The sequence below is a fragment of the Pseudoalteromonas aliena genome (genome assembly GCF_038155085.1).
Lineage (GTDB): Bacteria > Pseudomonadota > Gammaproteobacteria > Enterobacterales > Alteromonadaceae > Pseudoalteromonas > Pseudoalteromonas aliena_A.
Window position 1 is genome coordinate 89,727 of sequence record NZ_JBAKAU010000006.1, and the last position, 13,920, is coordinate 103,646.

The window sequence follows — 13,920 nt, forward strand, 5'->3', positions numbered from 1 at the left end:
TTAGCTGTCGCGTTTGCGGCTAAACCAAGGTACGTCTACTTCATACTTATCGACTTTATTTTCTACGCCGAGTGTTAAAGCAAACAGTGCCATACGAATTAATACGCCATTTTGTACCTGGCGAAATATTGCTAAATTGTCGTTACTATTTAAGTCGTTATCAAGCTCGTTCGCTTCTAAGCGACTATCGCGTGGAAGAGGATGCATTAATACTGAGTTAGGCTTACAGTGAGCGTTGTAAATAGATTGGCTAATCCTAAAGCCACCACGGTATTTATTTGCTTCTTCTTGCGAAGGAAAACGCTCTTCTTGAATGCGTGTTTGGTAGACAATATCGGCTGCTAAATTACCTTCCATCTTATTTACTAGCTCAATTTTATGGCCAGCATTTTCTACGGCATCTAAAATGCTCGTTGGCATTTGTAGGCCGTCAGGCGCTACCATCGAAAACTTTACGTTTTCATAATGGCACAATAGCTTTGATAGAGAATGTACTGTACGGCCATACTTTAAATCACCCACAAGCGCTATATGCATACCATCAATATTTTGACCAAAACGATGTAACTCGCGTTCAATGGTTAATAAATCGAGTAATGCTTGAGTCGGGTGCTCATTTGGGCCGTCGCCGCCATTAATAACGGGTACAGTACAGCCGTCAGCAAATTCACTTACTGAGCCAGCATCAGGATGGCGCATAGCAACAGCGTCAGCATAAGCTGAAATAACGCGCGCGGTATCGTAAAGTGATTCACCTTTAGCAAGGGCTGAACTTTGCATGCCTGTGGTTTCACGTACGCCACCACCAAGTAAGTTAAAGGCGGTGCCAAAGCTAACTCGTGTACGAGTGCTTGGCTCAAAAAACAAATTAGCTAAAATAGCGCCTTCTAGCACGGTAGTCTGTTTTTGCTTTTTAGCATAAGGCTCCATTTTTTTTGCTACTGCAAAAATACGTTCAATGCAGTCTCTGTCTAGCTGATTTACAGACAGTATATGCTCACCTTGGAAACTTAACATGGGGTTATTCCTAATCAATCAAATGGGCGCGATAATCCATAAATGGAGCACGCAATCGCGCGTGTTAAAGCAAGTATTGTAAATTGCAGCGAAGTTTAACACGTGCTACAAAGCTTATAAATTAGGTTTTATTATGGCTAGTGCCACTATGATTAGTAGTGCAATGACAGGGAGCTCATTAAAGATACGATAAAAGCGGTCTGTTTTAGTGTTTCGGTCATGTTTAAAATCACTCAATAACTTAAAACAGTAGCCGTGATATATGTATAAAATAATAACTAGTACTAGTTTATAATGTAGCCACATACTGTATCTAAACCACTCACGACCATATTCAACAATGGTTAATACACCAAATACAGCCGTTAAAACAGCAAATGGGGTTACGAAATAAAGTAGTCTGCGCTCCATAACTTTAAGCATAGAGTTGCATGCTCTTTCTTCGCTCATTGCGTGATATACAAATAACCGAGGCAAATAAAAAATACCGGCAAACCATGCAATCATAAAAAATATATGAAGTGTTTTATAAATTAATAATGCGCTCATAAAAATCCTAACTATTTAAAGTAAGCTGTTACGAATGGTTAAAATATTATTTATTTGATCCCAGCGTAATATGCCCATAATTTGTTCGTTATCTAATAAGTTATATACGTAAAGTGCGCCACTTCGCTTATCTTTTAAAATATTAAAAGCATCGGCTAGGGTGGATTGACTACTTATTCCTTGCAAATTGATGTAGCTAATATTTATAGTCTGACCAGACATCAAAGTTAAATCGTATTCAGCGAGACGGTAGCCATTCTCTTCATCAAACACAATAAGAGGTGTTTGACTATTCATTGCATCAAGTGTGTTTTTTATTTGTTCTTTATCGCTCGAGTACAATAGCTTAAAGTCTTCATCCATATCATCCATTATCCCCACTTTTTGTAGGGCTTCAGTAGCAGGAGATGCATGATATGAGAGTCCTTGAAAATCTAGTTGTTGTAAAAAAATAGAACGGTTACCAAAAAACTGCAAAGCGGTAACGTAGGCAGTTGTTATAACAAGCATGGCTGGGACTATTATTTCAGGTGAAGAGGTAAGCTCCATTACCGTTGTTAGTGAAGCAAGTGGCGCGTGAAGTGTCGCAGCCATTAATCCAGCCATACCTAATACACCATAAGTACCTGCAATGTCAGCACCAGGGCTGATGAATTGACCACAAAAAGCCATTAATGTACCAATTAGTACGCCAAGCCCAATTATTGGGCCGATTAAGCCGCCGGGGATGCCTAACCCAATAGCGAATAGTGTTGCTAGTAGCTTTGCTATTAAAATAGTGGTCAATAATTTAACGTTCTCCGGTGACTCAACTGCGATAGTGATCGCGCTCATCCCAGAGCCCATTGCATGGGGAACCGCGTAAGCTATTAAGCTGGCAATACATCCTGCGATTAATAAACGAGGGAACATACTTAAAGGTTTAAATGTTTTAATAATTAGCATTAAGTTTTGATTAAAGCTAAATGCAATAGCGCCCAACGCCATACCGCACAATATTAAATAAGGATAATGCCAACCACTTAATGGCGCTATTGTAATGAGAGCAAGTTCAGAGCCTTCACCAAAAACGAATTGCGTGGCGAGTGCGCCAGTAACAGCAGCAAGCATGATTGGCACAAATATGTGTACTTTATATTCTCGAAGTACTACCTCCATAACAAAAATAACGGCTGCAAGGGGAGTATTAAATGAAGCTGCTATTCCTGCTGCTACACCACAGCCACTCAAAGTGCGCATGGCGTTATGTGGTAAATGCAGTTTGTCGGCTAAAATACTAGCACCCGTAGCACCCATATGTACACTAGGCCCTTCTCGGCCAACTGAAAAGCCACTAATTAGCGCAAGTGCACCACCAACGAATTGATTAACAGTATTATATAGAGGCATCTGCCCATAGTGATGTTTAATTCTATGTATAACAAAGGGGATGCCTAAGCGATAATGCTTAAATCCAGTAAAGGCAGCAAATGAGGCTATTAACAGTGCTGCGATTAAAGGCATTAGTACTCGCTCAAGTGTTGGCAGAGTAGTAAAGTCGTCTGGGGTTTCTAAAAATAAACTTTGAAAAAATAGAATCGTTAAGCGAAATAAAATAATAAAAAATGCAGCAATTAATCCAGCACTTACGCCTAATAAGCATAATTGAACGGATGTTTTTGGTTTTGCTAATCGACGCCTGAGTTGCTCAAGCCACATGCTGTTTTCTCCGTCACATTTTTCATCGAGCATTTTAGCAAAAGAGTTTGGCTAAGTCCTTGTGATTTTGAAATTAATTTTCACAATGGCATAACATTAATTAACCAAACTTAACTTTAGCTATATAGACGTCCGTTGACATTTGTAAACAAAATGCTCACAATAACGGCATATTTTCAAGGTGCTTGCTAACCACTTCATGTAATGATTTATTTAGTAGGATAATCGGGAAGTTGGTGCGTTTTCATGATGATTACAAACCCAACACTGCCCCCGCAACGGTAGAGTATTGCATGTTTTTATGTGCTTACTGAGTCCGGAGACCGGCCTTGATGCAATCTTACTTACTTAAATCTTTGCGGTGGGCAAAGGTAGGGGACATCATGTTAAACAAAACAACTCTAGGCGTTGCTATTTCTGCTGCGCTTTCATTTTCTGTGTCTGGTGCAGAACAATCAATTGAAAAAATAACCGTAACAGCTAATAAATTTGAGCAGTCAATTAATGATGTGCTAGCAAGTGTAAATGTTATTGACCGCGCTGAAATAGAAGCAAGCAATGTACGTGATTTACCAACGTTATTAGGTACGCAAGTTGGTTTTCAGGTTAATCCAAACGGTGGTTTTGGTCAAAATGCGGGTGTATCGCTGCGTGGTACAGGTTCTGGTGACACCTTAATTTTGATAGATGGAGTACGTACAGGCTCTGCAACACTTGGTCAAAAAGCGTTAAGTAATGTGCCTCTAAATAGTATTGAGCGAATTGAAATTATTAAAGGATCGCGTGCCGCTGTTTACGGTTCTGATGCACTAGCGGGCGTTATTAATATTATAACGCGTGAGTCTGATAACTTATCTTTAAGCGCTACATTGGGCTCTGATGCTTACCAAGATTATCAAGTGGCTGGTTCTGTAAAGTCCGGTGATGTTACAACCGCTTTTAATGCGGGATTTGAAAAAACAGATGGCTTTGATGTACTACAAGGTGTAGCACCTGATGAAGATGGCTACGAGAATAAAAACCTTGGTTTTAAAGTAAATTATACTGATGCACACTTCGGTGATTTTAAAGTGTTAGGTCAATACAGCGAAGGTTTTGCAGATTACGACAGTAGCTTTAGTCCTGCAACGAGTTCGGTAGAAGTTGGCGACTTTAAAAATTATCAACTTGGCGCAGGGTGGAGTAAAAATTATACCAATCAAACGCACAGTATTGATATAGCAATTGCAACCGATGATTCTGATAACACTTTTGTTGATTTTTTTACGGGTGAACCAGCAACAAGTACATTTATAACCAAGCGTACTCAGATTGATTACAATGGTCAGTATCAACTGTCTAATGAATTTAATATTAGTGGTGGCATTAACTGGTATAACGACGATGTATCGCATAGCTCTGAGGTGTTTGTTGAAGATAGCCGCGATGTACTTGCTGTGTTTGTAGGTGCTTACTACGATGCAGATAAAATTCTTGCTAACTTAACTGTTCGCCAAGATGATGACGAACAATTTGGTGATGAAACAACTTATACGGCAGCTGCAGGTTATCGTTTATCTAAAGATGCCACATTCCGTATTAGTCAAAGTACTGGTTTTAAAGCACCTACATTTAATGACTTATACTTTCCAAATTTTGGTAATCCTGATTTACAGCCTGAAAAATCTACAAACCGTGAGCTTGGTTTAAATATTGATTTTGATATTGCGCAGATTGACGTTGCAATATTTAGAAACGATATTGAAGATAAAATTGATTATGATGCAAACTTTGCATTAGCTAATATTAATGAAGCTCGCTATGAAGGGGTTGAATTTAGCCTTTCTCAGCAGATATTTGGATTTGATAACAATCTTAATTTTGCTTATTTAAGCGCTGAAAATAGAGAAACTGGCGCTGAGCTTCGCAATGTCGCTAAACGTACTTTTAACTGGGAAGTAGCAAAGCAGTTTGGTGCGTTTGGTGCAAGTTTAGATATGCAATACCGTAGTGATCGACAAGGTGCTGTAACGCGTTTAGGTTCGTACACACTTTGGAACTTAGCGGGTAATTATCAAGTAAATGAACATATTGAAATTTCGCTTCGTGTAGAAAACTTATTTGATAAAGAGTATAACGCTGTTGATTCAAACGCTGATTTTACAACGGGTGAAGTGTATTACTACAACACGCCTGAGCGTCGCTTTTTTGCAGGCGCAAGCTACCAGTTTTAGTCGTCTTTAATTCCTTAATACATAAAGGGTATTAAATTAAGCTGAAAATACAAAAGCCCGATTTAAATCGGGCTTTTCAATGTGTAGCTAAGTTTAACTACTTAAATTAGCTGCTCAGTTAAAAATTCTTTAAATACGGTTTCAAACTTGTGTAATTTAGGTGCTATTAAAATACTACAGTAACCTTGTTGTGGGTTTTCGTTGTAGTAATCTTGATGGTAATGCTCTGCTGGGTAATACGTTGTAGCTGGGCTAACCTCAGTCACTATTGGCTCAGCGACATGGCTTTGCAGTTGAGCTATCATTTCGTTGGTTTGCTTTAACTGAGCTTCATCGTGATAGTAAACAACACTTCTATATTGTGTTCCTATATCGTTACCTTGGCGATTCAATTGTGTTGCATCATGCAGTGTGAAAAACATTGCTAAGAGTGTTTCAAAGCTAACTACAGTCGCATCAAATTCAATTTTAACAACCTCAGCGTGACCGGTTGTTCCTGAGCATACAGAATCATATGTTGGGTTATTTGTTTCACCGCCGGTGTAGCCAGAGCTTACGGTTAGTACGCCATTTACACGTCTAAATGCAGCATCTATACACCAAAAACAGCCGCCACCGAATGTTGCTACTTGTGTTGTTGAGCTCATAAGTATTCCTAAAATGTACATGAGGTTTAAAGGCGAGCATAAATTGTATGCGCCGCAACAACAAGGTTACGGCGCAATAAAGAGATTAGATCTCTTCGAAAGGTTTTTCAGCGGCTTGTTTGTCTAATTTTTGCTGTAAAAACTCAGGTGATTGAGTGTTACGTGCAAGTGCATAATATGCAGCTGGTACAACAAAAAGAGTTAGCAGGGTCGATACAATAACGCCAGTAAACACGACCACACCTATCACCATACGGCTTTCAGCGCCAGGGCCTGAAGCAAGTACTAAAGGTACCGAACTCATAACCGTAGTCAGCGAGGTCATAATAATAGGACGCAAACGCTGAGTTGCTGCTTGCAAAATAGCTTCACTAAATTCAACGCCTTTATCGCGCAGTTGGTTCGTAAATTCTACAATCAAAATACCGTTTTTAGCACTTAACCCTATGAGCATGACAATACCTATTTGGCTGTAAATATTTAAGGTAAGTCCTGTAGCCCAAAGTCCGAACATAGCGCCCATTAAACCAAGTGGTACGGTAAGCATAATGACAAACGGATGCATAAAGCTTTCAAACTGCGCTGCTAGTACTAAAAAGGTAACGGTGAGTGCAAGTATAAATACGTAGGTCATGGCTGATGCGCCTTCGTAATAAAGCTGCGACTCACCTTTGTAATCTACGGCGCCATCTATATCGTTTTCTTGCGCGGCTACTTCGTTTAAAAAGTTAAGTGCTTGCTCAAGCGTATAACCGTCGGCTAAGTTGGCGCTTAGTGTAATTGCGCGCATGCGGTTATATCGGTTTAAGCGCGATGCGGTTGCTTCTTCTTTTAAACTGATAAGGCTATCAAGTGGGACTAGTTCATCGCTTCGTGATTTAAGATATATATTTGAAATGTCAGTAGGGTTAGCAAAATCTTCTTTAGTCCCTTTTAAAATCACATCGTATTCTTCACCACGGTCAATAAATGTTGTAACACGGCGCTGGCCAAGCATTGTTTCAAGTGTACGGCCTACATCAGACACAGATACACCTAAATCAGCGGCCTTGTTTTTATCTATGCTGACTAAAAACTGCGGGAAGGTTTCTTTATAATCATGATCGATTCTTACTAAACCTGGGTTTTGTTCAGCACGTTTAATTATACGGTCACGCCAGTCGGCAAGTTGTGCATAATCATTACCTTGCAATACAAACTCAATAGGGCGAGATGAACCACCACCGCCAATGCCACGGCGCATAATGGCAAACGCACGCACATCGGTAACTTCTTGCATTTTACCGCTTATTTCGTCCATTACTTCCCACGTTGAGCGTTTGCGTTTATCCCAATCGGCCATACCAACAATCGCAACACCGCCGCTGCCACCCCAGCCAGGCACTCGAACAAGTACACGACTTAGCTCACCCGCTTGCGAGTAAGGCATTAAGCGTTCTTCAATTTTAGCCATATTAGCGGCATTATTTTCGTAACTTGCGCCCTCAGGGCCGCTCATCATAATAAAGAACGTGCCACGGTCTTCTTTTGGGGTTAGCTCAGAAGGAACTTGTAAAAACAACGAGTAACTAACGAAGCCAGCTAATAATAAGCTCACCATTAAACCCCATTTACGGGTTATGTTAGTGGAGAGTGAATTACGGTAACTTACTTCAATCTTACTAAATTGGCGGTCCATCCATTGGCTAAATTTATTTGGTTTGTCTGATACTTTTAGTACTTTAGAACACAAGGCTGGAGCAAGAGTCAGCGCTGTAACACTTGAGAAAAATACGGCAGCACTTACCGCCATTGCAAACTCAGTAAATAATGCCCCTATACGGCCATCCATAAATACCAATGGCACAAACACAGATATAAGTACAAGCGTGGTTGCTATAACCGCAAAGCCTACTTCTCGTGCGCCTCGATAAGCAGCAAGCAGCGGTGGTTCGCCTAATTCAATGCGACGGTGAATATTTTCAAGCATAACAATGGCATCATCTACTACTAAACCAATAGCCAATACTAAGGCAAGTAAAGTTAGTAGGTTGATTGAGTAGCCCATTGCTAATAAAAACATAAAGCTACCAACCAGTGCCACAGGTACCGTTACTGCTGGAATAAGAGTTGCTCTTATATTGCCTAAAAATAAAAATATAACCAGTACAACTAGCCCCATAGAGATTGCAAGTGTGCTGTAAACTTCATTAATTGATTCTTTAATAAACACAGATGAATCGTAGCTGTCTTGAATTGTTGTGCCTTCAGGTAGGTTACGTTTGATTTTTTCAAGTTCACTGCGGGCGTTATCTACTACGGTAAGCGTGTTTGCTTTAGCTTGTTTTACAATTCCTAAACCAATCATGTTACGCCCGTTACCACGAAATAAGCTTTCGTCATCGGCAGCTTCTAAACGTACATCGGCAACTTCACCTAAACGCACTAAGTAGCCTTCATCACCACGTTTAATTACCAGGTTTTTAAAATCGCGCTGATCTTTATAGCTTCGGGCTGTGCGTACTGTAAAGTCGCGATCTATCGATTCAATTTCGCCTGCAGGTAATTCAACGTTTTCTGTACGCAATGTATCTTCAATGTCGCTTGAGGTAATGCCGCGTGCAGCCATTGCTTGGCGGTTTAGCCAAATTTTCATGGCGTATTGGCGCTCCCCACCAATACGTACATTAGATACACCGTCTACCACGGCCAAACGGTCAACGATAAAGCGCTGTGCGTAGTCAGAAAGTTGTAATGAGTCCATTGTTTCACTGTTTAGTACAAACCATGCAATAGGGCTTTCATCACTGTTTGATTTAGACACTTCTGGTGGGCGAACTTGATCAGGTAAGCTATCAAGTGCACGTGCTACACGTTCACGTACATCATTAGATGCCGCATCTATGTCACGGTTAATGTCAAACTCAATGGTAATGTTTGAGCGTCCATTTCGACTAGAAGAGTTTATGCTTTTAATACCTTCAATACCGGAAATGCGGTTTTCTATTATTTGGGTTATTTTAGTTTCTACAATTTCGGCAGAAGCACCTGTGTATTCAGTGCTAATATTTACTATTGGCGTTTCAATATCAGGGTACTCACGAAGTGGCAGCATAGTAAATGCAACAAGGCCAAAAGTAAGAAGCAGTAAATTAATTACAATGGCAAAAACGGGGCGTTTAACGCTAGTATCAGTAATTTTCACGTATTACCCCTTTACGCTTACTTTACTACCAGAGCGAATTTTAATTAGCCCTTCTGTAACAATTTGCTCGCCATCATTTAAACCTTCGTCGATAGCGACCCAGCCATTATTTCTGCCAGCAACATGCACTTCAACTTTATTGGCTACTCCGTCTTGAATTTGAAAAACAAAGTGTTTGTCTTGTAAAGGGATAACCGCTTTTTCTGGCACCATTAAAGCTTGGTTACTGCTTAGCTCAAGTGCTGTATTTAGTAACATACCAGGGCGAAGTAACCCTGATTTATTAGCAAAACTTGCAGTTACTTCAACACTGCGTGTTACCGAATCAATACGTGAGCTAATATGCGTTACCTTGCCGTTAAATGTCTGCCCTGGGTAGGCATCGTTTTGGGTAAGTACTTTCATTCCCATGTTTAATTGTGCTAAATATTTTTCAGGTACTTTGAAGTCAACTTTAATAATACTAATATCATCAAGTGTGGTGATTATTGTTGTGTTGCTTACGTAAGCACCCACTGATATTTCACGCTTACCTAGCAGGCCCGAAAATGGCGCGGTAATGGTCATTTCATTTAACTTTGTTTTAGCGTTTTCTAGTTGAGCTTCAGTGGCATCAACTCGAGATAGTTGTTCTTCAAGTAATGACTTTGCCGTTGATTGCGAGCGTGAAAGTTCGGTAAGGCGATCTAACTGACGTTTCTCCTCACGTAAGTTGATACCGAGTTCTTTAACTGCAAGTTGCTCTTGTTGGCTTTGTAACTGTACTAATTTTTGTCCTTTACTGACTAAGTCTCCATCTTTAAAATATATATCTGTGACATAATCGTTTTGCGCACTTTTAATATAAATAGCTTGGTTTGCACGTGCACTACCAATAGCCTCTATCATCACTGCGTTTTCTTGTGATGTCACAGTATGCGCAGATACCTGAGTAGACATTTGTGATAAGTCGGCTTGTTCACCATGGCTTGACGGTAAATATAAATAAACGCTAAATATTAGAAGTAACGTAATAATGAATGGAAAAAGTGCTTTACCTGATTGTCTTGAGTACATTGATTTCATACCTGGAAATGAATTGTAAGTATTGTACGAAATAAGACCGTGAAAAGACGGTTATGTGTCTCATAATTTTGTGCGTTAAGCGTAAAAGTAAATAAGATTTATTCATTGTTCCTATTTTGTTGAGGAAAAAGCGGTAATGTATGAAATTTAAAACCAGCTGTAACTTATGTATAACAATAAGAAAGGTCATAATTTGGGCCGTTATTATGTTTGTTTATTATATGGTGTTTTACCAACATGGATAAATTCAATGATGTAATTAAGTATAGGGCGCAAGGTGCACGAAACGGTATAGAAACACTTATAGTTGGTGCTATTGGTTTAGTGTTTATTATGCTGTTTAATTTGTTAAGACCTGGTGGGATTAGCATACTTGAAATATTTTTAGTAAGCTTAAGTATCGTTGCTGTTTTTATTGGTTTTTTAAAAACCCAAGAGCCATATTACAGCTTGCTATTAAGTAAATCTGAGCTGATTTATTACCATAAATATGGAAGCTGGAGTTTATCTCATAGTAACTTTCGTCAAAGCGGGATACCTAAAGTAGAAGATGGACTTGACTACTTAGAATTAAACGCTGTTGGAGTTAAGATAAATAATATTGATGAGTTTTTGGAAAATATTGCCCCAAGGATTGCAGGCAAGCTTTTAATTGAACAGCGAAACTTATTTATGCAGGTTGTTCAAAAACATTGCAAAGGTGGTAATTGCCCATCAGAATGGTTAATAGAAGACACACAATATACATCTCCCCAAGGAGTTGGTTATAATGGGCTCATAGCAATGTTTGCAAACAGAGCCAAGAACCTTCAACTACTTACTGGTTTCGATTTGATATTACCAGCTAGTGTGTTAGATAAAGATGTTTGGGAGTTTAGTGCGAACTTAAATAAGTGGAAGCGTGAACCCTGTCAGTTTATAGCGTCGCATATAAATAATTAAGTTGCGGCTGTAGGAAAGAAGATGAGCGAAGATAGAGCCTTCATTAAAAGTGGCCGTAATACTATAATACATAAAGATAGAAAACTTGATTTAGTGATTATCAACTCTGAAACACAACCTCGGATAAAAGTAACACAGCATGGTTTAGAGCCGTTTAAAGAAGAGCTGCCAAAAAATCGTCGTGATGCTAAAGAGCGCTACCTTGAGATAATCCATATTAGTAGTGCCGATGTATTTAGTGAGGAAAAACAGTTATTGTTTATTCAAGCTTTAGATGGTCGAGAATATAAAGTTGATTATAGTAAGGTAGGCACGAAACTATTTGTACGAATTCATCAAGATAGTTATTTATAGAGGTATCTGGCACTCTTATTGCTTACTATAAATATATGTTATTTTAAAGGGTGCTTTATATGAAATTATTTGCCGTATTATCGTTACTTTGTCTTGGTTTATTAACTGGGTGTGGCGGCGGTGGTGATTCTGAGGATGCCAATATTGTTGCATCCGTGTTTGCAGGTGAAGATCAACAAGTAGTTGAAAAAACAGATTTTAACGTTGTAGCTCAAGGATCCCCTGCTGGTGGAACATTTACCTGGCAACAAGTAAGTGGGCCTGCTGTTGAAGGCTTCCCTCTTGAAGGCGGTGAACAAACAATTACAGCGCCTGATATAAAAGCTGATAGTCAGCTAGTTTTAAGAGTCAGCTATCAAACATCAGAAGGAGGTTTGGTAACTGATGATATCAGTATTTCTTTAACTTCGAATAACTTACTCCCGCAAGCAGTTGTTTCACAAATAGCTCCAACCACTCTTCCGTCAGTTTATAGCGACATCATTACATTAAGTGCATTAGATTCAATCGACCCAGATGCTAATGGAGAAATTGTGAGTTATTCTTGGTCGCTAATATCAGGACCTAATTTAGAGGTTGATAGTTATACAAATTCAACTTTAAGTTTTCCACATCCATTATTAGAAAGTAATAGTAACCTTAAGTGGTTACTTATGGTAACTGATGACGAAGGTGGTGAATCATCTGCTGAATATATAATGACATTAAATAAAACAGAACAAATAGTTATCGCAGATGCAGGGGAAGATCAGGTAGTTAGTGAGTTTGATGAAGTTACATTAGATGCAAGTGGTAGTGAAGTAACTACAGCAACGTACAAATGTAATTGGCAGCAACTTTCAGGGAATGCTGAAACACTAACGAATAGTAGCCAATGTACAACACGCTTTTTTGCATCGGATGTTGATACTGCTACAGAGCTTAATTTTGAAGTAACAGTGACTGACTCAAAAGGGCGTAGCAATACGGATACAATTTTTGTTGATGTAACGCAAAAACCATTAGGCCTTATTAATGATACCGGTGTAGGTGAATGCTATAACAATACTCAGCGAATTAATTGTGGTAGTGATGATTTTTTATTACAAGATGCTGAACTGGGACGTGACAGCTTTGCAAATCGTTTAGATAAAGTTGGTGAAGGTAACTTAGCGTTTGATTTCACAAAATTAAATGAATTTGCTGATGAAGTTTCAGATGATAGTAGTCAATTCAGTTGTGTTCGTGACAATGTTACAGGCTTAGTTTGGGAAGTGAAAAGTCCATTATCAGGCGTAGTACCTAACACGACTTTACGTGATGGGCAAAATCATTATATTTGGGATTTAGGTAATGCATCATCCGTAGGTAGCTCATCAGGAGGAGCAAACACAACTTGTCCAAGTAATACTGATTGCGGTCTTCAAACCTACATAGATGAAGTTAACTCGACCGACTTCTGTGGAGGGACAAACTGGAGAGTACCTACCTACTCTGAATTGTTAGGGTTAATAGATTATGGCAAGCAAGGGCAAGCCATATTACTTGATGACAATTTATTTCCTAATATGGCGGATAAAACCGCATTAGGCCACTTACGCTTTTGGACTTCACAAACAGCAGTGGATGGCACGAGTTTATCACAAGCATATATTATCGATATGAGTGATGGTAATGACTTGGCTTACCCAAAAGAAGATACTGCGTATGTTCGTCTAGTAAGAAGTCGTTAGGAGAAAATGATGAGATTAAAATTATTCTATTTATGTGTCCCTTTAGTCATTAGCTTTAATATTTTTGCGGAACAAACTTGCTATACAGAAGTTGATGAAACAAGCCCAACAGATAGGTTTACCATAAATACAGACGGCACTGTTTCTGATAGCAAAACGGGTTTAATGTGGCAGCGCTGTAGTTATGCACAAACTTATAATAAAGATACAGCTCTTTGTGAAGACTCAACTCCAGCAGTTAATTGGCAAGAAGCTCTTCTAGCTGCAAAAAATGATAAAACTGCCGGTTACGATGATTGGCAAGTACCAAATATAAAAGAGCTTGCTAGTATTCTAGAGCACCGTTGCACTGAGCCAAGTATTAATGAGGAAGTATTTCTTGGAACCAAATTACAAAATTATTGGTCAAATACATCTGGCGTAAGCACAATGAGTTCTGCATGGGTTTATCAATTTGATAGCGGTTTAAATAGTTTACATGCAAAAACTAGCAATGTGTATTTACGCTTAGTGCGCTATGAAAAGTAATCAATTTAGCT

Annotated in this window: 11 protein-coding genes and 1 riboswitch; of the genes, 5 read left to right on the forward strand and 6 right to left on the reverse strand. The window is 39.1% G+C overall.

The window, feature by feature from the left end; translation table 11 throughout:
- The 3 genes from V6260_RS08035 to V6260_RS08045 all read right to left on the reverse strand — a co-directional run bounded on the left by V6260_RS08035 (position 1) and on the right by V6260_RS08045 (position 3,264).
- Positions 1-1,017, reverse strand: coding sequence for an aspartate carbamoyltransferase (locus V6260_RS08035; protein WP_341593581.1), 1,017 nt, complete (start codon positions 1,015-1,017; stop codon positions 1-3).
- A 114-nt stretch (positions 1,018-1,131) separates the two neighbouring features.
- Positions 1,132-1,566, reverse strand: coding sequence for a CopD family protein (locus tag V6260_RS08040; protein WP_341593582.1), 435 nt, complete (start codon positions 1,564-1,566; stop codon positions 1,132-1,134).
- Positions 1,567-1,581: 15 nt separating this feature from the next.
- Positions 1,582-3,264, reverse strand: coding sequence for a chloride channel protein (locus V6260_RS08045; protein WP_341593583.1), 1,683 nt, complete (start codon positions 3,262-3,264; stop codon positions 1,582-1,584).
- A 162-nt stretch (positions 3,265-3,426) separates the two neighbouring features.
- A riboswitch (cobalamin riboswitch) is annotated at positions 3,427-3,610 on the forward strand.
- Between the two features lie 37 nt (positions 3,611-3,647).
- Between V6260_RS08045 and V6260_RS08050 the strand changes: the two genes are divergently transcribed.
- Positions 3,648-5,477 carry a TonB-dependent receptor domain-containing protein gene (locus V6260_RS08050; protein ID WP_341593584.1) on the forward strand — a complete coding sequence of 610 codons (1,830 nt, stop codon included), beginning with the start codon at positions 3,648-3,650 and terminating at the stop codon, positions 5,475-5,477.
- Between the two features lie 101 nt (positions 5,478-5,578).
- Here V6260_RS08050 and msrA read toward each other — a convergent pair whose 3' ends face one another.
- The 3 genes from msrA to V6260_RS08065 all read right to left on the reverse strand — a co-directional run bounded on the left by msrA (position 5,579) and on the right by V6260_RS08065 (position 10,364).
- Positions 5,579-6,124: a peptide-methionine (S)-S-oxide reductase MsrA gene (gene msrA / locus V6260_RS08055; RefSeq protein WP_341593585.1), complete on the reverse strand. Its 546-nt coding sequence runs from the start codon at positions 6,122-6,124 to the stop codon at positions 5,579-5,581.
- 85 nt (positions 6,125-6,209) lie between these two features.
- Positions 6,210-9,308 carry an efflux RND transporter permease subunit gene (locus V6260_RS08060; protein WP_341593586.1) on the reverse strand — a complete coding sequence of 1,033 codons (3,099 nt, stop codon included), beginning with the start codon at positions 9,306-9,308 and terminating at the stop codon, positions 6,210-6,212.
- Positions 9,309-9,311: 3 nt separating this feature from the next.
- Positions 9,312-10,364: an efflux RND transporter periplasmic adaptor subunit gene (locus V6260_RS08065; protein ID WP_341593587.1), complete on the reverse strand. Its 1,053-nt coding sequence runs from the start codon at positions 10,362-10,364 to the stop codon at positions 9,312-9,314.
- Between the two features lie 246 nt (positions 10,365-10,610).
- Here V6260_RS08065 and V6260_RS08070 point away from each other — a divergent pair, with 246 nt between their 5' ends.
- Genes V6260_RS08070 through V6260_RS08085 form a run of 4 tightly spaced genes read left to right on the forward strand, consistent with a single transcriptional unit; the run spans position 10,611 to position 13,909 of the window.
- The gene (locus tag V6260_RS08070; RefSeq protein WP_341593588.1) at positions 10,611-11,315 is read left to right on the forward strand and encodes a DUF2982 domain-containing protein; all 705 of its coding nucleotides are present in this window, start codon (positions 10,611-10,613) and stop codon (positions 11,313-11,315) included.
- A gap of 21 nt (positions 11,316-11,336) precedes the next feature.
- The gene (locus V6260_RS08075; RefSeq protein ID WP_341593589.1) at positions 11,337-11,669 is read left to right on the forward strand and encodes a hypothetical protein; all 333 of its coding nucleotides are present in this window, start codon (positions 11,337-11,339) and stop codon (positions 11,667-11,669) included.
- A 59-nt stretch (positions 11,670-11,728) separates the two neighbouring features.
- The gene (locus V6260_RS08080; protein WP_341593590.1) at positions 11,729-13,381 is read left to right on the forward strand and encodes a DUF1566 domain-containing protein; all 1,653 of its coding nucleotides are present in this window, start codon (positions 11,729-11,731) and stop codon (positions 13,379-13,381) included.
- A gap of 9 nt (positions 13,382-13,390) precedes the next feature.
- Positions 13,391-13,909: a DUF1566 domain-containing protein gene (locus tag V6260_RS08085; protein WP_341593674.1), complete on the forward strand. Its 519-nt coding sequence runs from the start codon at positions 13,391-13,393 to the stop codon at positions 13,907-13,909.
- Positions 13,910-13,920 lie beyond the last annotated feature (11 nt).